Genomic DNA, 22,361 nt, shown 5'->3' on the forward strand with positions numbered 1-22,361 from the left:
TAAATTATAATTTTGTTGAAATCTAATTACTTGATCTCAATTTCACTGCAATGCAATTATTTTACTTAGACTTTTATGCAATTTAATTGCTTTATCTCAATTTCACTACAACCTACTGTTTTTTAACTCATAATTTTACATATATCAATTTAATACATGCTTACATTAAACTCATTAATATCAAACTGCAAAATCTAAGTTAGAGCTTATGGAGAATTGCAGATATATAATTTTACTTCGAACTATTGCGATAGAGGTTATTTTTGCGCTTGTGAGCGTTGCTGTGTATGCATTATTCCCTGAACTTGCTGATGATGCACTGGAGATTGTGGTTGCGTTGGAAATTGGGATTGACTAGGATTCTGTTGCATCATTTGTTGCTGAGGTTGCATCATTGGAGGCTGTTGATGCTGTACATGATGCTGATGTTGATTTAGTTGTGGCGCTGGAGCTGCATATGGGTGTTGCGCTGGAGACTGTGGTTGCGTTGGAAATTGGGATTGATTAGAATTCTGTTGCATCATTTGTTGCTGAGGTTGCATCATTGGAGGCTGTTGATGCTGCACATGATACTGATGTTGATTTAGTTGTGGCGCTGGAGCTGCATATGGGTGTTGCGCTGGAGACTGTGGTTGCGGAATCATCTGATTTGGTTGTGCATGTTGATGATTCTGCGATTGTGGTTGCGTTGGAGCTTGGGATTGACTAGGATTCTGTTGCATCACTTGTTGCTGTTGAGGAGCTATATATTGCGGTTGTGGCATCATTGCAACTGCATACTGCTGATGAGCTTGCTGCTGTGTTGGAACTTGGGATTGATTAGAATTCTGTTGCATCATTTGTTGCTGAGGTTGCATCATTGGAGGCTGTTGATGCTGTACATGATGCTGATGTTGATTTAGCTGTGGCGCTGGAGGCTGTGGTTGAGCTTGCAGTTGTTGATATTGATGAGGTTGAGCTTGTTGAACCCCTATTTGATACTGTTGCTGCACTTGAACTTAAGATTGCTGTTGCATTTGACTCTGTTGAGTTGCTTCGCTTCCTATATTCATTCCTCCTGCAAAAAGATCAACCAATCCTTCTTGAGCAGGTTGCGAATTCAATTCTTGACGCTGACTTTGCTCTGATTGTGATGCAGAATCATCTCTTTTGCTCACTTCTGAAGATACATCTTCAACTTTCCATGCAAATGATCTTTCGATATGATTTTTCAAATTATTAGTTGAAATCCAATATGAGCATGATGAATTGCCTCCATCGCGCCCATAACTTGTCAATTGATTCGTAGAAAAATTAAACCTACCATTTGTTGATCCATCGCTTGTTGATCCATCGCTTGTTGATCCATCGCTTGTTGATCCATCGCTTGTTGATCTATCATTTGTCATTTTATTCAATTCTGCTAATCTTTCTATGATTTTTTTGCTATATTTATCTGTTGGATATTTATCTAAATTGTTTGTAACTTTGCCCACAACATATGCACTAGGAGCTTGGACTCTTTCTCCATGCCCATTCGAAGAAATGATTAATGCAGGTTTAAACAAGCTAATCGCAGAACATAATGAGCTATCTGCTCCATGATGTGGCGCAATAATAACTATGTGATGATTGTCTTTATTGAATTGCATTTCACTATTCATAACTGAATTAAAATTATTGCCAACAATTTGATGCAAAATGCTAGATCTGATTTTACCTTGCAATTCATCTTCAAAATGCACGTTAAGGGTTCCAATTTCAGACATCATTGCTATTCCTTTACTTTTTGCTTCACCTATCTTGCTCTGTTTTCCCAAATCTCTCTGTTGAGGCTTATATTCTTTTATAATATCTTCTACATTTTTTACAAATTCTTCACATGATTCCTTGTGAAACTCTTTGTTTATCAGCATTTGCGCAATTGCGTTGTTATCTGCATCTCCTGTGCATAGCACTGATACATATTGATCTTGATCAGGAGAGATTTTATGCGTAAATGAGATTAATGGACTAACAACATTTTGCTCATCTATATCTGCATATCTTGTATTAGCTGAAACAATATTTACATATCCAGCTAATACGCTATTAACTTCATCAAAAAGACCTAAATAACCTGAATCGCATCCTCTAGTGAAATTTTTTAAACTGTTTGCATTTTTAGCCAAATCAAATAATTCAGTCAAATTACCACTAAAGAATTGTGGGCTTTCTCCTGCAGCATTTTGCCAGAAATATGGCTCTGCAACAGGAATATCTCCTGTATTTATCAAATCTTCAGCTCTTTCTATAGAAGTAGGATCTACGCTAGGAACACGAATGGATCCAGGTCTAGTTTGGCTCAAAGATTTTTTAAAAGACCCCTCAATTCCAGTTTCTTTGCTCCAATCACCAAATGCAAATACTGCAATTTTGATATCGCCTTTGAACTTTCTATCATCCGTAGCGCTATAATATTTACTCTTTGTTACCACTGCTGCACTTGTTGAATTTTTAGGATATAAAATATGATGCAAGATATTAAAATGATCCATATCTGGGTGAGAAAGAAATATAGTCAAATAATCAAGCTCTTTCAGTTTCTCATGAACATTCTCACATAAATCTGGATATTCCTGATCATTAGCTTTAAAACCATTATGTGTTTTATTCAATCTTGCAGGATATTCACTGCTTCCGCAGTCATACATATATCCAACTTTTTGACTGAGAGAAAAAGCCTCTCCGCTATCATCTTTTCTATCACGATCAATTAAATCATAAATCATGATATTGCAGTTGCCCTGCCCTACATCCATGATCCCGAAGTGACTTTCCTCGACTTCAAATACACAAAATATTTTAGAAATACATAGTAAGAGTAATTTTTTATTCATATTATTCCTTTGAAACTTGTTTTACATTTAAAAAAGAAATATATCAATGCTCTAATGAATTATGAAAATATATAAATAAATGCTTTTTACTTTACCTCAATTCAGATTCAATTAATTTTTATTTATAAGAATTTAAAGTCATGTATTTTTATTTATCACGTTTTAAACTAAATTCACTTTTATTTAAAAATTTATTTAATAAGATTTTAAGTTATTTGATTAAATTGCATTTAACTATACTATTTCTGAAAATGACCTCTCTATAAATCAAATTTGCAAAATCTCTCAACGAATTATTAAGAAGCCCATTTATTGAACATTTTTTTTATATTCTCAAAAGAGCTAGCTCCATCTTCTCCATTAGATGTCAAACTTTCTAATTCACTCAAAGCTTTCCATAATTTCAATTGCTCATTGCTCATTGTTTTTTTATTCGGAATTCTAATTAAAACTTTCACATACAAATCGCCTTTGTATCTTCCAGAAATCATACCATGTTGTGGTATTTTTAATTTCTCTCCATATTGAATTCCTGAAGGGATCTGGACAGTAATTTTCTTATTGCTAATAGATTGTATTTCAACGGACCCTCCATTAACAGCTTGAGCAGGAGAAACATTAACAGCGCAATAAAGGTCTGATTTTACCCTAGTGAATATAGAATGATTTAGAACATTTATTCTCACATATAGATCTCCAGGACCTGCTTTTCCATCATTTCCTTCTCCAATTATACGAATTTCCTGTTTATCCAAAACTCCTTGAGGAATATTGATATCTATTTCTTTGTCTCTTTGCACATTTCCAGCACCAGAACAACTTTTACATTTGCTCTTTATGCGTTTTCCAGCTCCACCACAACTACTGCAAGATTGTTGAAGATTCATAAATCCATGCCTGACAAAAAAAGTTCCTTTACCATGACATTGAGCACAAGTTACTGGAGGCTCTGTAGATCCAACACCTTTGCAAGTATCGCATTTAGCTAACTTAGGAATTTTGATTCGTGCTTGATATCCATTATAAGCTTGATCAAGAGAAATATCTAATTCAAAGCTTAAATCTCTACCTTTTTGAGAAGCAGAGCTTTTACGCCCTCCTCCTCCAAAAAAGCTTGAGAACATATCTCCAATATCCATATCTCCGAAATCAAATGAGAATCCATCAGATCCACCGCCTGCAAATCCATCAGTTGATCCAGTAAAATCATATTGCTTTCTTTTGTTTTCATCTTTTAAAGTGTCATATGCTTCTGTGATTTCTTTAAATTTATCTTCAGCTTCTTTTTTTTCTTTCTGCGTGAATTTCTTTCCCGAAAATTTATCAGGATGGTATTTCATAGCTAAAGATCTGTAAGATTTTGTGATCTCTTTTTGAGTTGATGTTTTGGAAACACCTAATATATCATAATAATTTTTGCTCATAATTTCCTTTAATTATATTCAGTCTTTTTTATCATCTTCGTTAGTTGTGTATTCAGCATCTCTAACACTTTCCTGCTCAGACTCTTTATTTGCCTCTTCTTTGCTTTCTCCTTCTTTGTTGTTTTTTTCTTGAGAAGCCTTGTACGCAATTTCTCCTAATTTCATTGCATCATTAGAAAGAGCAGCGATTGAATCTTCTATAACTTTCAAATCATCTGAATCTTTTTTGCTCTTCAAATCATCCAAAGAAGCTTCAATTTTCTTTCTTGTTTCTTCGTCAAGCTCAGCTCCGTGATCTTTCAAAGCCTTTTCTGTGCTTGTGATTAATGTTTCAGCTTTATTTTTAATTTCAATTAATTTAACTTTTTGCTTATCATCTTCAGCATGCTGCTCTGCTTCTTTAATTTTTTTCTCAATCTCTTCATCAGACAATCCACCAGAATCTTTAATAGAAATTTTATGCTCTTTATTTGTTGCTTTGTCTTTTGCAGAGACATGCACAACTCCATCAACATCAATTTCAAATGTAACCTCTATTTGAGGGATCCCTCTTGGCGCTGGAGCAATTCCTGAAAAATCAAATTGACCAAGCAATTTATTGTCAGCAGCCATAGATCTTTCACCTTGCAAAACTCTAATTGTTACAGAAGTCTGACTATCTATAGCAGTAGAGAATACTTGAGATTTCTTTGTAGGAATAGTTGTGTTTCTATCAATTAATTTAGAGCAAATTCCACCTTCTGTCTCAATTCCCAATGACAAAGGAGTAACATCAAGTAATAAGATATCCTTTACATCTCCTTGCAAAACACCACCTTGAATTGCAGCTCCACTAGCAACAACTTCATCAGGATTAATTCCTTGATGTGGTTTTTTGTTAAAAATTTCTTGAACTTTTTCTGCAATCTTAGGCATGCGTGTCATACCACCAACCAAAAGAACATCATCAATTTCACTAGAAGAAATTCCAGCATCAGATAATGCCATCTTGCATGGATTTACTGTTCTTTCAATCAATTTTTCCACTAAAGATTCAAGCTTTGATCTTGTTACTGTAATGTTAAGATGCTTAGGACCAGATGCATCAGCAGTAATAAATGGCAAATTCACATCAACTTGCATAGAAGCTGAAAGTGAGATTTTTGTTTTCTCTGCTTCAATTTTTAATCTTTGCAAAGCTATCTTATCTTTTTTCAAATCAATTCCATCTGACTTTAAGAATTCGCTAGCTAAGTAATTTACAATCTCTTGATCGAAATCTTCACCACCCAAGAATGTATCTCCATTAGTTGATAAAACTTCAAAAACTCCATCATTAATTTCTAGAATGGAAACATCGAAAGTTCCTCCACCAAGGTCATATACAGCAACCTTTCCATTCTTTTTCTTTTCTAAGCCATATGCTAATGCAGCTGCAGTTGGCTCATTAATGATTCTTTTTACATCTAATCCAGCAATTTTTCCTGCTGTAATAGTAGCATTACGTTGCGCATCATTGAAATAAGCAGGCACAGTAATGACAGCTTCAGTTACAGTTGTTCCTAAGTATTTCTCTGCATCAGATTTTAGTTTTTGTAATACAATAGCACTGATTTCTTCAGGTCTGTATGTTTTTCCATCAACTTCAACACATGCATCTCCATTGCAATCAACAATTTTGTAAGAGCTTAAATTAGCGTGATCTTTAGTTGTTTTATCATCGTAACGACGACCAATTAATCTTTTCACAGAATAAAAAGTGTTTGATACATTTGTAACAGCTTGTCTCATGGCTTCAGCACCTACAAGTCTATTTGCATCTTTAAAAGCAACAATAGAAGGAGTTGTTCTTCCGCCTTCGCTATTAGGCACAATGACAACTTTCCCACCTTCAAGAACCGCAACACACGAGTTGGTAGTTCCAAGATCTATTCCAATAATTTTGTTCATTTAATCTCCCTTCTTAATAAAATGATAATTAATACCAATCTATTAAATTATATATTTAATAAAGCTACTTAAATTAGCCATTAATTCCAGATGAAACAGAAACTCTAGAGTGCCTCAAAACTTCATCTTTAATCATGTATCCATTAGATTTCACTTCAATGATTTTATTTTTCTCATATTCAGAGTTATTTTCTTCAATAATTTCATGCTTTTGAGGATCAAAATCATCTCCAACATTAATCAATTGCTGAGTAACACCCTTACTTTCAAGCAAAGAAAGTGTTTGCTTGTAAATCATTTGAATTCCCATATGGATATTCTTATCAGATTCAGCAGCTCTTAGAGCTAACTCTAAATTGTCCACAATTTCTAATACTGACAACATAAAATTGTTGACAACATGTTTAGCTCTGCTTTCTATGTATTCAGGCATCTTCTCGCTAAGACGTTTTTGCTCAGCTAAAGCAGAAGCCCAATCATTTCTCAGTTTTTTCTCGGAAGATTCTAATTCTTCAATTCTAGACTCTTTTTTCTCAATTAAAGATTCATGTTCCTTAACTGCGCCAGACAATTCTTTGGCATAATTAACCAAATTCTCATCACTTGAATCGAAATTCTCTTTCTCAAAATCTATCTCTCGAACAGACATTCAACCTCCGAAATTAAAATGCATCTAGCAAAACACTAGATATTAGAATCATATCATGAGCAACAAAATCTGTCAAATTAAATGAAATTTAAGACTATTAATATAAGTGAAAAAATAACAAACATTTAGCTTAATATAGTTATATGATAATATGCTTTTATGTCAATTGAAATCAAGCCAGTACCGAAATTTGCGAAGTATTGGAAAATAAACACAAGAAATATTCCTCATACACTGGAAACTGCAGCTGTATATTCTGCTAAAAAGGCAATTGGATTCAGAAGAAATATGCATAATCAAGAAGTATACTTGACTATTCATTGTGTAAGCCCAAGATATATGAAGTATTTAAGTAAAAAACATAGAAATAAAAATACTCTCACTAATGTGCTATCTTTTCCTGCAGATATGTTGCCTGGAGATGTAGAGGGACCTCGTGTTTTAGGGGATATTTTTCTATGTAACGATGTAATTAAGGCAGAAGCTGAAGAAGCTGAGAAAAGTTTCGAGGCGCATTTCCTGCATTTAGTTGCGCACGGCACATTACACCTAATAGGATACGATCATGAAGAGGAAAATGACGCATTGGTTATGGAAGATGTTGAGAAAAAAATCATGAAATCATTCAACATTGCAAATCCATACGCATAGCCCTAGTTGATTTATAAATTTACACAATTGTATTTTCAGCATTTACACAATTGTATTTTCAGCATATTATAATTTCTATTACAAATAATAATATTCATATACCTCATAAATACGATTTTATATACAAATTATATGTTTAAAATCTATGCGAACAGATGATTAATTCAATAAATATTACATTTTCTAGCGCATAATAATTTGCATTTATAATTAAATCTTATGCGACTTCAATATAATAATATTAATCCTAATTTCATTCATATGAATTACATTTTCTGAATATAAAATAGCTATTCAAATCATAAATAGCATATTTCAAATCCATATAAACTTATACAGCAAATCTATATGTTTGATTTTTGAATAGTTCTTTTTGAGTGATTTTGACAAAAGTTTATTTTTAACTGACTTGAGGTGGTTGAGATATTATTTCAACACCTTCGGGCTGTTGACTTCCTGCTCGCGCACCATCATGAAGCAATGCACTAGCATCATTTGCAACTAGGACTGGCTGCATTGATGATGAAACTTGTGAATGAGTATCATTTGCAGCTAGAGCTGATTGCTGCGATAATAAAATATTTTGTATATGATCATTCGCTGCAACAGCCATAATCGCACTTGCGCTCACAACACAGCGCGTTGCAAGAAGATCTCCTTCTGTAGAGCATGAATATATCTGCCCTCTCAAAACATCAACATCCAGAAACTCTTGAGAGCCAGAAAATGCATTATACATTGCTAATGGGTTTCTTTCTTCTGAACATGCAATCCTAAGAGATCCATGATCATTTGTAGAGAAAAGCCATATAGAGCAAGGTCTTTTTTCTCCTTCATCTCCCTTTTTCTGATAAACTGTTATTTTTTTACCCCAAGTAATTTCATCTATATCCTTAACACTATACTGACTTTCAAAGGTAATTTGACTATTTCCTTTAAAAAACTCACCAACAAAATCTAGGCGTGGATTAAAAGCATTGGTCAAATTCTTAAAGAAATTAGCATGTATATGAGGCTGCTGACCTCCATGACCATTTGACACATAAAGAATATTTGCACAAAATAATCTAGCTAAACTAATTGCAACTTGCCATTGTTCTTCAGATCCGTGATGAGGAGCAACTAATGCAACTTTGTCATTTTTGAATCTGCTTGCCACGGAATCAATAATATTTTTTCTGTAATCTGCTCTTGTTACAGGGTGAGATGCAATTCTTTTTCCCTCGTCTGCAAAAAATTTCATTCTTTCGAACATATCATTTCCACTTGCAGGGTCATTTAATTTTTTCATTTTCTCACATAATTCCAACGCTTCTTTCTCATATTTCATTGTTATCAATCCTTGCAACATATCAGAAAAAGTTGAGTCCTCTGCATCTCCAGCGCAAATTACTGAATAAGCTTTAGATGATCCATCAACTGTTCCTGTAAATGATATTATTGGACTTTGCGCATTTGGATTTCCTGTAGTATTCATGGACCAAATGTAAATATGATCTTTTAATTCTTTAATTATCGCATCAAATCCTGAAATAAAACTTTTTTCTGCAACAAATTTACTAAACATAGATTTAATATCTCCTGAGAAGAATTCCGGTAAATTAAATTCTTGTTTTTGAGCAAATGGCTCAATCAAAATATGAGATCTATATTTCAAGCATTTTAGTATTTGCCCTGCTACACCTGATACCTTTCCCCCTGAATCACTCTTACGCCAATCTCCACATAAAATAGACATAATCTTACAATTTTTAAAATCTTCCGCACTATCATTATGCTTATCAGATCTGGATCTAGAGTTACACTCACATCCAAACAATTTGCTTATAAAACTAATATGATCTCCTTCTGGATGAGATAAAATTATAAATAAATAATCCAAATTTTGCAGTTTTACTCTCAAATTATGTGCCATAGTAGAAATGGAATGAGATTGATTTGACTTGTCAGATTCTTGCTCTTCTTTCACTAAACTTTGATGATAAATATACCAAGATATTTTTTTAAGCAATTCTTTTTTGTCTTTGTCAGATAACTTATCAAATTTCTCTCTATTTACTTCTTTCAAAATAGGAAAATACTGATGAATTTTTTTGCATTTAAGCATTGCTTCAATCAATTTCTCGCCTACTTCTTTGATTTCTTTTTTAATGTTATTCTCACATTCATCTTTACCTAATCTCCATCTTGTATAATCTGCGCTAATTTCTTTATTACCCCATTCTTTCATTTTATTTTCCCACTCTTCTATCAAGCACAAGAGCTCTCCAATTTTTCCTCTACGTATAGTTTCAATTTTATTTTGCCGCCCTTTTATCTTAAATTCTACTTCAATTTCTTTATTAACAAACTCCAAAATCCCTTTGCTTGCTTCATCTTCACCCAATTTCGTTCCCAAATTCTTAGAATATTCAGTTTTTCCACAGTCATATAGGAATGCAACTGTTTTTCTCTCAATTACATCGCACATGCCAAGCAACACCTTGCTTCCATCTTCTCCTATTGAATCAATTATTGGCTTTCTGAACTTTGCATCAATAACATACTTCATAATCTGGCAATTACCCTGCCCGACGTCCTCGATTGAGAAATCATATTCAACTATCCCAGCGTATATATTCAGAAAGGTAGCTAAATATATAAATGGAATCCTAAAAAACTTATACATAACTTTATTTCTACACTAAAAATGATTAGCATAATAGCTTCTTGTGCATTTTTGATACTTATTTCTGTTTTTGCTATTTTTGCTATATATTATTTGTCGATCTCTATAGTTTTTCGCTTCACTATAAATACAATAATTTAACTAATCTTCTAATAATCTTATAATAAAGAAATTCATAAATTTTTTAAAAGATTCATTGCTTCTAAGATTTTTGCGATTTAATTACCAAGCGCTTCCATTGGAATTTTTTATGATTTAATTGCTAAGCATTTCTATTAGAATTTTTTTAGCTTTTTCTTCTCCTATTCTTTTGTTATTTAATAGTTGAGCGCTTCTGTTAGAATTGAAAATAATAAGATATTTCCACGAAAAATTCAATTGGAATTATTAAAGAAACTTCTTATCAAATTTTGCTTTAAATTATTAATCACATCGTGCCATTTCTGCTAAAATAAAATTTACGCTATTTTTCCTAAAATAAAATATTTGCATGAAAATTATATGAAAAATATTAATTATAACAATGCCAATAATGCTTACCTACTTTTCTTTAATTAATACTATGTTTTCATTTTTTTAGCACTTTTCTTTTGAGTTCTATATTTTGCTTTTAAATTATATCATTTTTAGTTTTTTTTATATTTTTTGATATATTTCTTTCAATATGCCTTTTTAATATATTGTCATATTTTTTAGCGCTTTATTTTAGTAATTTTCACCATGTTTTTTAAATAATACTTTGCTTGATTTGGATTTCTTTGATTATTTTAGTGTTTTATAAACTGCATGACATTTTTGTACTTTTCTCATTTCCGCATCTTTCATTTTTTTGTAAAATGATTTTATCGAATGAGGATGAACAAACTTTCCATTTACTTTAATTTCATAATGAAGGTGAGGAGCTGTAGCCATCCCTGTTTTGCCAACATATCCAATTATCTCGCCTTGTTTTACTTTTTGATTTCTTTTTACAATCAGTTTAGTCATATGACCATATCCAGTTGCAATTTTTTTATTATATGCATTATGAACAACTTCCACGTAATTTCCATATCCAGCACAGGCTTGAGATTTTGATATAACTCCATCAGCTGGAGAATAAATTGGAGACCCCATTGGCATTCCATAATCTATTCCAGTGTGCATTTTTCTAACCTTCAAAATTGGGTGAATTCTCCATCCATAATTAGATGTAACCTTTCCTCCATTTATTGGCCTTTTCATTACAGTTATATCATTGTAAGAATAATTCTCATTTAGATTGTATATTTTGTTTTCCATAGAAAGAATTGATTCAATTTTTCCATTTTTTCTATGCAACTCTATAAAAGCAATTTTTGGTGCCTTGCCTGATTGCGCATGACAAGAATATCCAACATATATATTAGAAATACCAATGGTTGATTTATTAGCTTTTTGCAAAGTATTTAAAATTTCTTTTACCATAGGATTCGGCAAATTTTTTGATAGAGAAACTGATAGATTGCCATTAATTTTGCTTTGATATATTTCCCTGGAATCTTTTTGCATCCATTCTGTCATAATATCTCCATGATTTGATTTTAGATAAATTTTAAATCCTCGACCAGAAATATAACATTCGTCAAACTCATATGACCCATTTCTCTCAAAAACTTTTGTTGAAATATTAGCATTATAAAGCCATGAAGATGGGATCACTTCATTAATTTTTTTAGTAATTTTAGAGACTTGATCAAGGGATAATCCTTCTTTAGACAAAGAAATCGACAGACCTTCATTTTCTATTTTATGTTTAATTAACACACTTCTTGAGGGAGCAATTACTTCATGAATAATCGATGTTTTCTGCGGAACATGAAGAAATTTTAAAAATAATACACACCCACCTAAGAACATACAAATTCTGAATAAAGATATCAGCTCAAGAAAAACATAAGTAAAATTAAGTGCAAAAGGAATAAATCTAACAAAGCCAGCAACATATCTGCTCCAAAAACTAATTTCATCTACGAAAAATTTTACTACAATAGATACCACGAAAGTATATTACCATTTTTTAACTATTAATCTCTAGTGATTATATTGCCGAATGCAATTCATTTGAGCTAACTATTTTATTAAAATAATATATTTTATTCAAAATGCGAAAATAATTTTCATAAATTTCTATAAACCTATAAAATTGCATAAAAAATACATAAAAAGCTATACTACTAATCATTTTTGATGTAGAAGTAAAATTATGTATAAGTTTTTTAGGATTCCATTTATATATTTAGCTACCTTTCTGAATATATACGCTGGGATAATTGAATATGATTTCTCAATCGAGGACGTCGGGCAGGGTAATTGCCAGATTATGAAGTATGTTGTGGAATTAAGCACAGTGTCAGAATTTGGGGATAGTCATGGGAAAAAGCAATTTAAAAAAGAAGATGGAAAAGTTGTAGAATCAAGTGAGCAGAAGCAATTTGAAAGGAAAATTGAGAGAAAAACAGTTGCATTCCTATATGATTGTGGAAAAGTAGAATTTTCTAAGAATTTGGGAACGAAGTTGGATGAAGAAACATATAAACTTGCAGAAGAATTGAATAGCAAATTTAAAGAATTGAATAAACAAAAATTCGAATTAAAATCTAATGAAGATAAGATGACCAAAGCAGATAATAAGGGGAATTCATCAAAGAACGATGGAACTCCAACTAAAGATTATGCTAGATGGAGTAAAAATATAAAGCAAAATGAAGAAAAAATTAAAGAAATAAATAAAGAAATTAAAAAGCTTTCAAAAAATCTTTTTGCATGCAAAAAAATTCATCAGTATTTTCCCATTTTGAAAGAAGTAAATAGAGAGAAATTTGATAAGTTATCTGACAAAGACAAAAAAGAATTGCTTGGAAAAGTATGCAAATACATCAATGACCAAAATTTAGTGAAAGAAGAGCAAGAATCTGACAAGACAAATCAACCTTATTCAATTAATACTATGGCGCATAATTTGAGAGCAAAGTTGCAAAACTTGGACTATTTATTTGTAATTTTATCTCATCCAGATAAGGATCATATAAACTTTATAAGCAAATTATTTGGATGTGAATGCGCTGCAAACGCAAACGCAGATGATATTGACAAGCACAGCGATTCAAAATATCTGAAAGATTGCAAGATTATGTCTATTCTTTGCGGATATTGGCGTAAAGGTGATGAAAATTCAGATGAAGGCAAAGAAGATAATTCTAATGTTATGAAGCAGGCATTAGGATGTCTTAAAAAAAGATCTCATATTTTGATTGAGCCATTTATTACAAAGCAAAAAAACTCTCATTTACCGAAATTTTTCTCTGGAGATATTGAATCTATGTTTAATAAATTTGTTGCAAAAAAAAGTTTGATTTCAGGATTTGATGCGATAATTAAAGAATTAAAAGATCATATTTACATTTGGTCCATGAATACTCCAGGAAATCCAAATGCGCAAAGTCCAATAATATCATTTACAGGAAAAGTGGATGGAGAATCTGATGAGCAAGCTTATTCAGTAATTTGCGCTGGAGATGCAGAAGATTCAACTTATTCAAATATGGTAACAGAATTAGCAATAAGAGAGCAGAAAAATATAAGATCTGTTCTTGATCTAATAGAAAGCAAATTTGGAGATAGCAGAATTGCATTAGTTGCCCCTCATCACGGATCTGAAGAGCAGTGGCAGATTACTTTTAATCTAGCAAAATTGTTTCAAGCAAACATTCTTTACATATCAAATGGACACGGAGGAATGTATCCCCATATAAATCCAAATTTCTTCAAGAATTTAACTGCTGCGTTTAAAGTATGGCCTGAATCCAGCGAAAAATTCTTCTTAGGAGATTGTCAAATTTCTTTTGAAAGCCAATATAATGCTAGAACCATAAATGCAATTAACGAAGGAAAAGAAGTTGATGGGGAAAATGAAGGAAAGAAAATAACTGTTTATAAGCAAAAAGGTAAAAAGGGAGATAAAAAAGATTGCCCACCATGGCTTTTCTCTACAAATGATCATGGATCTCTTAGAATTGTACGCCATTCGCGTTCATAATAAGGTTTGTGATAAGCTGTTATTTAGAATTGCAATGCATCTTTCTAAATTAAAAATATATTTCTATATTTCTTATTAGAATTTCATAACCTTTGTTCGTTTTTATTTTCTTGTTAATATATAAAATTTTTCATTTTTTAATAGGAGTTTTAAATTACGCAATTTTTTTGTAGCAAATTTAACTTTTTCTAATAGGACCTTCAACTTAAATTTATTTTAATGGAAAATTATCATTATAAAGCTGAAGCAAATTAATTCAATCATTAATTCAATTATTTGTATTTATTCTAGATCAATATTTCACAATTAGAGAAAGAAGTCGCTCAATTGGTATAAACACTACACAGCTGAAATGAGAAATTCATACTTCAATAAATAAAAAGGCAATTTAAATTTCAATATAGATTATTCAAATTTTATAATGATTCATTTTATTGCTATTGTGCAATTTTATAATTATGCATATATATTATTAATTCCGATGCAATGTATTATTTAATTCCAATGTAAATATTAAAACCTTCTTTTTCTATAGCTTCAGGTGTTTTGTCATAAATTTCGAAATCTGCAACAAAACTTCTCTCTCCACCAAGCGAATTAGAATCCATGCTCCAAATTTCCTTCCAAGCATTTATACATATCTCTGGCATTTTTCCTGGAGCAACTTCAAATTTGACATATTTTTGTTGAGGAATTGTATGTGTTTTTAGAGTAGAATCAACATTATCAAAAGAAATTACTTCTTCTCCAACAAAGTAAGTGTATTCTCCATTATGATCACCTTCATAATCAGCATACACACAATACATTGCTCCTGGATTTTTTCTATTGGAAATCTTTTCGTTAATATTATTACTAAAATACTTATTTATAGTTGGCATTATTTTTCCTGTATCTGGATTCATTTCTGCTGCATTGTTTGTCTTTACAGAAATTCCAACAAGCTTTATTTCATTTAATTGGTTTTTTGATTTTTTCATATTTCTCCCTATTACGAGAAAATATACCCTCTTTTGCCTAATTTTTCAAATGATTTAATTGCAATGATTTAAATTATTGTTTAGGAGCTTTATTTTCTGGACTTCTAACTCCAATTGTATGGTAACCACTATCAACATAAATAATTTCACCAGTTACACCTTTGGATAATTCACTAACCAAGTATGTTGCAGTTCCACCAACTTCTTCTATAGTTGTATTTGACTTAATCGGTGAATGAGTTCTATGCCATGAAAGCAATTCAGGAAAGTCTCTTATTGCAGAAGAAGCTAATGTTCTAATTGGCCCAGCAGAAATACAATTAACTCTTATATTATCAACACCAAAATCATTTGCTAAATACATAACACTAGCTTCCAATGCTGCTTTTGCTACTCCCATAACATTATAATGAGGGATGAATTTTTGCGCACCATAATAAGATAATGTAATCATTGATCCGCCATTTTTCATCAAAGGAGCGCATTCTTTAGCTGCTTCTGTAAATGAATAGCAAGAAATATCCAAAGCTTGCGCAAATGCATCTTTTGTAATATCGGAATATTTGTCTTTCATGTATGTTTTGTCAGCAAATGCAATAGAATGTATCAAAAAATCTATATTATCCCATTTTTGACCAACTTTATTGAAAAATGAAGCAATTTCTCCTTCTTTTTCAGCATCGCAGGAGTGCGCAAAAGAAGCTCCAGTGCTTTCAGCAATCTTCATTGCTCTGCTCTCTAAAGCTGGATGATAACTTATACCAATCTCAGCTCCATGATTAATAAAAGCCTCCGCAATCCCGGAAGCTATTGATCTATCATTAGCAATTCCCATGATAACGCCACGTTTTCCTTTTAGTAAATTACTTTTACATTCATCCATTATATTAAACCTCTATGGAATTCTATCATCATGAAATATCTAATTCAAGAAAAGCTATAATTATTTATATAAATTCTATATTTATATGAATCATCAACGAAAGCAAAGCATGTCAAATTTATAACAATATTTATTAATTTTAAGCATTTTTACAATAATTTAAGCAATCCAAACAATTTCATAATCAGACAATTTTTGCTTATTTTGCACAAAATTCAATGCATCCAATAATGTTCCTTCTTTGTCAATTAAACGCAATTTTGCAGCATCTTTTCCTGCATAAACCTGACCTAGGCTAATTTGTCTAGAATATTCAAAAGTAAAACTCCTTCTATCCGCAACTAACTGTCTAAATCTATTCATAGAATCTCTTATGTCTTTAATTAAGTCTTTCTTCAATCTATCATCCAAAGGAGAATTTCTATTATTTATATCAGGGATATTATGTGAATTAATTGACTCTATATTTACTCCAGGCTCTTTAATATGAGCATGTTTCATATAAACACCTATTGATCCAACTACAGAAACAGAAGGGGCAAAAATCTTATCAGCGCTCAATGCAATTAAATATGCTCCAGATGCACATGTATCTGATATTGAAGAGACTAATAATTTCTTCGCACTTAACGATTTTAGAATATTATATAACTCATAAGACAAACCTACAGCTCCTCCTCCACTATCTATTCGCAAAATCACAGCCTTTATATCTTTATTATTTGCAATTTTTTCAATTTTATTCATAAATTCTACACTGCCTAAATAAGATTCATTGCTTATCGTGCCAAAAATATTAATTATTGCAATTTTATTTCTAGATGATTTATTAGAATGCATTGATACATACTTATTAATGCTAATTTGTTTTTTGTATTTATTTCTCCATTCAGAAAAACTATTCCCTTTTTTAAATGACATTAAATCACATATATAATCATTTTTCCTCAATCCCATAATAGTATCAATATCATCAACTTTCTTAATCAATTTAATTTTATCTATAACGATATCTGATAAAACTTTTATAAGCTGCTCCAATCCTTCTCTATATTCATCACTCATTTCAGTTCGTGATTCTGGATCAGGATTTTTAAATTCTCCTGTCGCGATAGTAGTTATATCGATTCCCTTTCTTCTTAAGGCATCACGAGCAAATGGCATATAAACATGTATTCCAGATATATAACTAGATGCACTTTCGCATAAAGTGGAATTTACATGAGACGCCAAATACGCTGTTTTAGAATCTAATCCATCAATATATAAATCCACAAATTTATTATTCTTCTTGAATAAATCAAACACATCTATTAATTCTTCAATAGAAGTTAGAGAATCTCCATTTATGCAAATTCCATTACGATAATTAATGGCAACCCCTCTAATTTTAGAATCATTAGCTGCATTCTTCAAAGCTAAAATCAACTGATCAAATTGGTAATAATGAACATAAGAATCATTAAACCCATACGTCAAAACTAAATTATTACTCAATTTGCATTTCAATAATTCATATGTTGATTTAAAAGAAAGCAACCCCAATAAAACAAACAAAAAATTTCTAATAAATCTCATTAGTTGCATTATATATTGAGTGATCAATTTTATCTAGCAATCAAATTTCTTGCAAGTCAAACACATAAAAAGAGTCGAATACATTAGTATTTTCATGTAATTTATCACGCAAATCGCTTGGTATAAAAATTTATCATGGAAAATGCTTGGTATAAAAATTTATCATGGAAAATGCTTGACATAAAATATTTCATTCATAGAATGATTACAAAGAGAGGTTTATGTTAAATTTAGTTAGTAATATTATTCTACATTTAGCTTTTGCAAGTTCAGTAAAAGCTATTGATCCTGGATACCTTAGAGCGAACACTCAAGATCCATGGCAATTGATTTGTGGGAATGATCACATCTTCAGTGGAACAAGTCATAAAGTATTTGATCATATTATAGGGCCTGTTAGCTTTCATGGGAATTCAGACGCGACGCTTATTATGTCTTTTAATTCTATTGAAGAAATAAGCGAATTCGAGAAAAATATTGAAAAATTAATCACAAGATTTAAAATAACGCTAAAAAATTATGAAATTTCTAACATTCATGTAAATATAGATGAAAATTTATTAATCCATCTAAACAAAAGTTGTAAAATAATTGAGTTGAAAAATGCTTTTCAAAATGCAAAATGGATAATTAATAGCAATTTAAACAAAAACAACTTAAAGGCAATGCAGCACAAATCCTCTCTATAAGAAATTTGCATACAAAGACTTGTTTGCATATAGAGGCTTGTTTTTGAAAAATCTAAAATGAAATTGATTTCGCAATCGTAATGCAATATACGCCTTTTACTCCAGCATCTTTCAATACTTTTGCGGCTGAATTTAAAGTTGCTCCTGTAGTTGTAACGTCATCTAGAATCAAAACATTCTTCCCTTTAATTTTATTCTCATGAGCATAGTTAATTTCAAATGCATTTTCCATATTTTTCTTTCTGCCTGCCTTATTAAATTTGCTCTGACTATATGTCCATTTCGTACGCAATAACCCATCTCGCAAATGAGATATTTTTGCAATCTTTGACAGTTGTTTTGTTAAAATCTCAGTTTGATTATACCCCCTCCAAAACAATCTCCAATTATGCAAAGGAATTGGAATTATATAATCCACATTATCGGCCCACTCTTTAATTGAATTATTCATTAAATTAGCAAAGAAATTAGTCAAATAAAAGCAATTATGATTCTTATAAGACATAATCAATTTCTTGGTATTTATATCATATTTCATAATAGATTTCGCATAGTCTATATAATATTTCTTATTTTGTATGCATTTTCCACATGAAATTGACTCTCCCATATCATATGAAAAAGGGTTTCCGCATGTCTTGCATGCTGGATCCTGTATAAATCTAATTTTATTCCAACACTTATGACACAATCCATTCTCTTGCAAAGGAGCATTACATAAATAACATATCTTTGGATAAAATAAATCAGTAATCTTGTTCATACATTTACTTACAATTGAATTCATTTATACCTCAATTGTTTTTTCAATATCTTGATTTATATTTTGTATAATTTGGTTAAATATTTTCTCTCTACTCAATCTTCCGAAACATAATCCATCAAGAAATCCAATAAATTGCTGGTAATTACTTTCATTTAGCGATCCTCCATAGCAAATTGGCTTATTTGTAATTTTCCTAATTTGCATTACTTTATCAGCAATAATATTCGCGCCTGGAGCATCTTTTTTTCCTATATATTCATGTGGCTCATAAACAATTATTCCACTTTTAGATAAATTGCTTAATTTCTCAGCTTCATATATATCTCTCACAAAAATAATAGGAATGATATCATTCTCATCGCATGCTTTGATCATACTTTTTGGATTATAATTACTTTGATAATGATCTGCATGATTGCATAAACAATGCTTAACATTAAATTGCTTTAATAATTCTATAGATATACTTCCAGTTAGTGTATTTTGTGTAAAATTCTGAGCACATAATGATATGTTTTTCAAATTAGATAACTTAGATATGGCAAAATAATTTGGCGCAACAATATACTTTACATTCTTCTTATGATTATACTCATAAATATTTTCCATAACTGATGCATTTTGAATGCCTTTCCAGTTTGCTATTACGAAAAAACTCACTAACTATTTTAATATATTTTTTATCATTTTGTTAGGAATTTTTTCAATTGTTTGGCAATAATGCAATTTATATAAACGCTTCCATATCAAATCATTCAATATGTATGCAGCTCATTTTATATTACATTATGATATCATATAATTAAGTATGAAATTCATTAAAGCGCATGGATTAGGAAATGATTTTGTAATGATTTTTGAAGAAATAAATCATAAGCAAATATTAAAAATTAGCGATAGAAAGCTAGGAATTGGATGCGATCAATTAATTCAAAATATTCAAAAAAATGGCAAAAATTATGTAAGATTTTGGAATCAAGATGGGTCAGAGGCGAATTTATGTGGAAATGGAATTAGATGTCTAGCTAAATATTACACAAATACTAGAAATAAATTTATCACGAAATCAGGAACAATTAATACTGTAAAACTGGAAAATCAAATAGCATTCTCCTTGCCAATTAAGCCAATTATCAATTCTATAAATCACAATAATATATATGATGTAAATATTGGAAATGAGCATATCGTAATCATTGAAAATAAAGCGCCAAATTGGAATGAAATTACTTTGCAATTTGCAAACTATTTGCAAGATAAAAACATTATGTGCATTTGGAATGATGGAAAGTGGAATATTCAGTCATGGGAAAGAGGAGTTGGAAGAACATTAGCATGTGGATCTGGAACTATAGCAGCTGCATGCGCTGGATGGCATAGCGGTCAAATTTCTCAAAAACAAGTCAAATTTTACACAGAAATAGGTGAATTATGCATTGTTCAAAAAACAAAATTATGGCAAATCGGAGAAGCAAACATAGTTGCAGAAGGTGATTGGACGAATTGATGCTAATTAATTATTTGCAAACTTTGCAGAAGAATAGTTAAACTTATATATCATTTTACTTATCTATCTTGCATTAATTCTTTCCTATTTGTAATATAAACTATGAATTTATTAAAAACACTATTATTATTTCCTATAATTATATTTTGTGGATTGGAAGAAAATGGATACCTTGAAACAAAAGATGTTTTAGAAGAAAATTCAAGTAGGCCATCCTATCTAGCACAAACAGATAAGGCTTTATTTGATAGAGCGATGCATGATTTTGAAATTTATAGAAAACATTCAACAAAACAAATAAATAATTTTATTTCCTTTATTAAGCACTCAAAAATATTTCTACTTTATCTTCGAAAAACAAAATTACTTCCAGTTGATTTAGTTGATCATGTAATAATGCCTTTTATGATAGGTGAAAATAGTCAATTATTTGATTTAAAATATCCATCTGCATTAAAGCAATTATGCTCAATAAATACACAATGTATTGCAAATATATTGACAGGAAAGTATGAAATTAATCGCAATGATTTCTTTGTAAAAAGATATTTTAGTACATATGTAGAAAAGATAATTCATGAAATGGAAATGGAAACTACTTTAGATCTTACAAAATCACTTAATAAATGCAATAAAATGGTGGAGAATTTTCTAGATCCATATAAAAATATCAAGAAGCTTGATCTATCTGGGAATCAAATTTACATAATGTCTAAATTTGCATTCAGTAAATTAACAAAATTAAAAGAGCTTATTATTTCTGATAATTGCATTATAAGCATTCCCAATGAATCATTTTATGGCATGCATAATTTAGAAAAATTGATCTTATCTAACAACAAACCAACTAAAAAGAAAATATTTTATGGAAATAAATTACTTGGAAATAAAAGCAAAATAATTCAATTGCATTTGAAGTCATTTGTGAATTTGATAAATTTAAAAATACTACATCTAACAAATAATGCAATGCATCTACTTCCAAACATTCCATTATTCGCTAATTTTTCTAATTTGCAAGAACTTAATTTATCTGGAAATAAATTTACATCAATTGGAGACCAGATTTTTAGTGACAATTTAAATTCATTGGCAATTCTTGATTTGTCAAATAATGAATTAGATGAATTAGATGAGAATGCTTTTCTCAACTTGCATGGCCTTCAAAAACTTTCTCTTAAAAATAATAAACTAACTTTCATACATGAAAACACATTCAGAAAACTAACAAAATTAGAAACTTTAGAATTAAGTAACAATGCATTATACAATACATTATGTGATAATTTATTTGCAAATTTAATCAACTTGCAAAGCTTAGATATTTCTTCATGCAACATATCAATCTTAAAAAATTGCCATTTCTTAAAAAAATGCACTAAGCTACAATCTCTAAATTTAAATAATAATGGAATACCCTGCATTGACCAATATTATTTCTGCGATTTGCCAAACTTAGAAGTGTTAAAATTGAATCATAATAGAATAATGGCATTTCCATATGAGGCGCTAAACAAATTGCAAAAATTGCAAAAAATAGATTTATCTTACAATAACAGATTTGCATTACGTAGAAAACTTACACTGTATAACCTAACTTCATTAAAGATACGTAACAATGATCTAGAAACATTCAATTGGGTAGAGATAGTAATGCTTCTAGTTTAACTTCATTAATTTTAATGATTTATTTTTATATGCTAATTTCAATACAAAGAGATT

General features: G+C 30.5%; 17 protein-coding genes. 6 read left to right on the forward strand and 11 right to left on the reverse strand.

All coding sequences use genetic code 11. From position 1 onward, the window contains the following. Positions 1-544: 544 nt before the first annotated feature. The gene (locus FZC35_RS02890; RefSeq protein ID WP_172619024.1) at positions 545-709 is read left to right on the forward strand and encodes a hypothetical protein; all 165 of its coding nucleotides are present in this window, start codon (positions 545-547) and stop codon (positions 707-709) included. Positions 710-998: 289 nt separating this feature from the next. Here the strand turns inward: FZC35_RS02890 and FZC35_RS01990 are convergent, their stop codons facing one another. From FZC35_RS01990 to FZC35_RS02005, 4 genes are all read right to left on the reverse strand, one after another. Further along, positions 999-2,858 (reverse strand): hypothetical protein, encoded by a 1,860-nt coding sequence (locus FZC35_RS01990; protein ID WP_148980982.1) that lies wholly within the window; start codon positions 2,856-2,858, stop codon positions 999-1,001. Positions 2,859-3,154: 296 nt separating this feature from the next. Next, entirely contained in the window at positions 3,155-4,282 is a 1,128-nt protein-coding gene (gene dnaJ, locus FZC35_RS01995) for a molecular chaperone DnaJ (protein ID WP_148980983.1), read from the reverse strand. An 18-nt stretch (positions 4,283-4,300) separates the two neighbouring features. Beyond that, positions 4,301-6,211, reverse strand: coding sequence for a molecular chaperone DnaK (dnaK, locus tag FZC35_RS02000; RefSeq protein WP_148980984.1), 1,911 nt, complete (start codon positions 6,209-6,211; stop codon positions 4,301-4,303). Positions 6,212-6,284: 73 nt separating this feature from the next. Next, complete coding sequence (locus FZC35_RS02005; RefSeq protein WP_148980985.1) at positions 6,285-6,860, reverse strand: nucleotide exchange factor GrpE; 576 nt, start codon at positions 6,858-6,860, stop codon at positions 6,285-6,287. Between the two features lie 159 nt (positions 6,861-7,019). On the opposite strand from FZC35_RS02005, the gene ybeY reads away from it, so the two are divergent. Beyond that, positions 7,020-7,511: an rRNA maturation RNase YbeY gene (gene ybeY / locus FZC35_RS02010; RefSeq protein ID WP_148980986.1), complete on the forward strand. Its 492-nt coding sequence runs from the start codon at positions 7,020-7,022 to the stop codon at positions 7,509-7,511. A gap of 400 nt (positions 7,512-7,911) precedes the next feature. Here ybeY and FZC35_RS02015 read toward each other — a convergent pair whose 3' ends face one another. Together FZC35_RS02015 and FZC35_RS02020 are read right to left on the reverse strand one after the other, a co-directional pair. Continuing rightward, positions 7,912-10,179 (reverse strand): hypothetical protein, encoded by a 2,268-nt coding sequence (locus FZC35_RS02015; protein ID WP_148980987.1) that lies wholly within the window; start codon positions 10,177-10,179, stop codon positions 7,912-7,914. Positions 10,180-10,941: 762 nt separating this feature from the next. Then, a complete protein-coding gene (locus FZC35_RS02020) occupies positions 10,942-12,198 on the reverse strand; it encodes a M23 family metallopeptidase (RefSeq protein WP_148980988.1) in 1,257 nt (418 codons plus the stop codon). 205 nt (positions 12,199-12,403) lie between these two features. Between FZC35_RS02020 and FZC35_RS02025 the strand changes: the two genes are divergently transcribed. Next, positions 12,404-14,236 carry a hypothetical protein gene (locus FZC35_RS02025; RefSeq protein ID WP_148980989.1) on the forward strand — a complete coding sequence of 611 codons (1,833 nt, stop codon included), beginning with the start codon at positions 12,404-12,406 and terminating at the stop codon, positions 14,234-14,236. Positions 14,237-14,727: 491 nt separating this feature from the next. Here the strand turns inward: FZC35_RS02025 and FZC35_RS02030 are convergent, their stop codons facing one another. From FZC35_RS02030 to FZC35_RS02040, 3 genes are all read right to left on the reverse strand, one after another. Further along, positions 14,728-15,216: a GyrI-like domain-containing protein gene (locus tag FZC35_RS02030; RefSeq protein WP_148980990.1), complete on the reverse strand. Its 489-nt coding sequence runs from the start codon at positions 15,214-15,216 to the stop codon at positions 14,728-14,730. 73 nt (positions 15,217-15,289) lie between these two features. Then, positions 15,290-16,099: an enoyl-ACP reductase FabI gene (locus FZC35_RS02035; RefSeq protein ID WP_148980991.1), complete on the reverse strand. Its 810-nt coding sequence runs from the start codon at positions 16,097-16,099 to the stop codon at positions 15,290-15,292. A gap of 159 nt (positions 16,100-16,258) precedes the next feature. Beyond that, complete coding sequence (locus FZC35_RS02040; RefSeq protein ID WP_172619025.1) at positions 16,259-17,677, reverse strand: S49 family peptidase; 1,419 nt, start codon at positions 17,675-17,677, stop codon at positions 16,259-16,261. A gap of 221 nt (positions 17,678-17,898) precedes the next feature. Between FZC35_RS02040 and FZC35_RS02045 the strand changes: the two genes are divergently transcribed. Next, complete coding sequence (locus tag FZC35_RS02045) at positions 17,899-18,366, forward strand: hypothetical protein (RefSeq protein WP_148980993.1); 468 nt, start codon at positions 17,899-17,901, stop codon at positions 18,364-18,366. A 52-nt stretch (positions 18,367-18,418) separates the two neighbouring features. Here the strand turns inward: FZC35_RS02045 and FZC35_RS02050 are convergent, their stop codons facing one another. Both FZC35_RS02050 and FZC35_RS02055 read right to left on the reverse strand, forming a co-directional pair. Next, on the reverse strand, positions 18,419-19,153 hold the full coding sequence (locus FZC35_RS02050) for a ComF family protein (RefSeq protein ID WP_148980994.1): 735 nt from the start codon (positions 19,151-19,153) through the stop codon (positions 18,419-18,421). Continuing rightward, positions 19,154-19,792 carry a triose-phosphate isomerase gene (locus tag FZC35_RS02055; protein WP_148980995.1) on the reverse strand — a complete coding sequence of 213 codons (639 nt, stop codon included), beginning with the start codon at positions 19,790-19,792 and terminating at the stop codon, positions 19,154-19,156. 148 nt (positions 19,793-19,940) lie between these two features. Between FZC35_RS02055 and dapF the strand changes: the two genes are divergently transcribed. Both dapF and FZC35_RS02065 read left to right on the forward strand, forming a co-directional pair. Then, entirely contained in the window at positions 19,941-20,639 is a 699-nt protein-coding gene (dapF, locus tag FZC35_RS02060; protein ID WP_148980996.1) for a diaminopimelate epimerase, read from the forward strand. 102 nt (positions 20,640-20,741) lie between these two features. Beyond that, positions 20,742-22,307: a leucine-rich repeat domain-containing protein gene (locus FZC35_RS02065; protein ID WP_148980997.1), complete on the forward strand. Its 1,566-nt coding sequence runs from the start codon at positions 20,742-20,744 to the stop codon at positions 22,305-22,307. Positions 22,308-22,361: the final 54 nt, after the last annotated feature.

The organism is Candidatus Cytomitobacter indipagum, assembly GCF_008189285.1.
Taxonomy (GTDB): domain Bacteria; phylum Pseudomonadota; class Alphaproteobacteria; order CAJXXZ01; family 1604HC; genus Cytomitobacter; species Cytomitobacter indipagum.

Coding starts and splice junctions, on each gene's coding strand:
- FZC35_RS02025 (WP_148980989.1), top strand. CDS start 12,404: ATGTATAAGTTTTTTAGGATTCCATTTATATATTTAGCTACCTTTCTG.
- FZC35_RS02045 (WP_148980993.1), top strand. CDS start 17,899: ATGTTAAATTTAGTTAGTAATATTATTCTACATTTAGCTTTTGCAAGT.
- FZC35_RS02040 (WP_172619025.1), bottom strand. CDS start 17,677: ATGAGATTTATTAGAAATTTTTTGTTTGTTTTATTGGGGTTGCTTTCT.
- FZC35_RS01990 (WP_148980982.1), bottom strand. CDS start 2,858: ATGAATAAAAAATTACTCTTACTATGTATTTCTAAAATATTTTGTGTA.
- ybeY (WP_148980986.1), top strand. CDS start 7,020: ATGTCAATTGAAATCAAGCCAGTACCGAAATTTGCGAAGTATTGGAAA.
- FZC35_RS02050 (WP_148980994.1), bottom strand. CDS start 19,153: ATGAATTCAATTGTAAGTAAATGTATGAACAAGATTACTGATTTATTT.
- FZC35_RS02030 (WP_148980990.1), bottom strand. CDS start 15,216: ATGAAAAAATCAAAAAACCAATTAAATGAAATAAAGCTTGTTGGAATT.
- FZC35_RS02015 (WP_148980987.1), bottom strand. CDS start 10,179: ATGTATAAGTTTTTTAGGATTCCATTTATATATTTAGCTACCTTTCTG.
- dnaJ (WP_148980983.1), bottom strand. CDS start 4,282: ATGAGCAAAAATTATTATGATATATTAGGTGTTTCCAAAACATCAACT.
- dnaK (WP_148980984.1), bottom strand. CDS start 6,211: ATGAACAAAATTATTGGAATAGATCTTGGAACTACCAACTCGTGTGTT.
- dapF (WP_148980996.1), top strand. CDS start 19,941: ATGAAATTCATTAAAGCGCATGGATTAGGAAATGATTTTGTAATGATT.
- FZC35_RS02005 (WP_148980985.1), bottom strand. CDS start 6,860: ATGTCTGTTCGAGAGATAGATTTTGAGAAAGAGAATTTCGATTCAAGT.
- FZC35_RS02035 (WP_148980991.1), bottom strand. CDS start 16,099: ATGGATGAATGTAAAAGTAATTTACTAAAAGGAAAACGTGGCGTTATC.
- FZC35_RS02065 (WP_148980997.1), top strand. CDS start 20,742: ATGAATTTATTAAAAACACTATTATTATTTCCTATAATTATATTTTGT.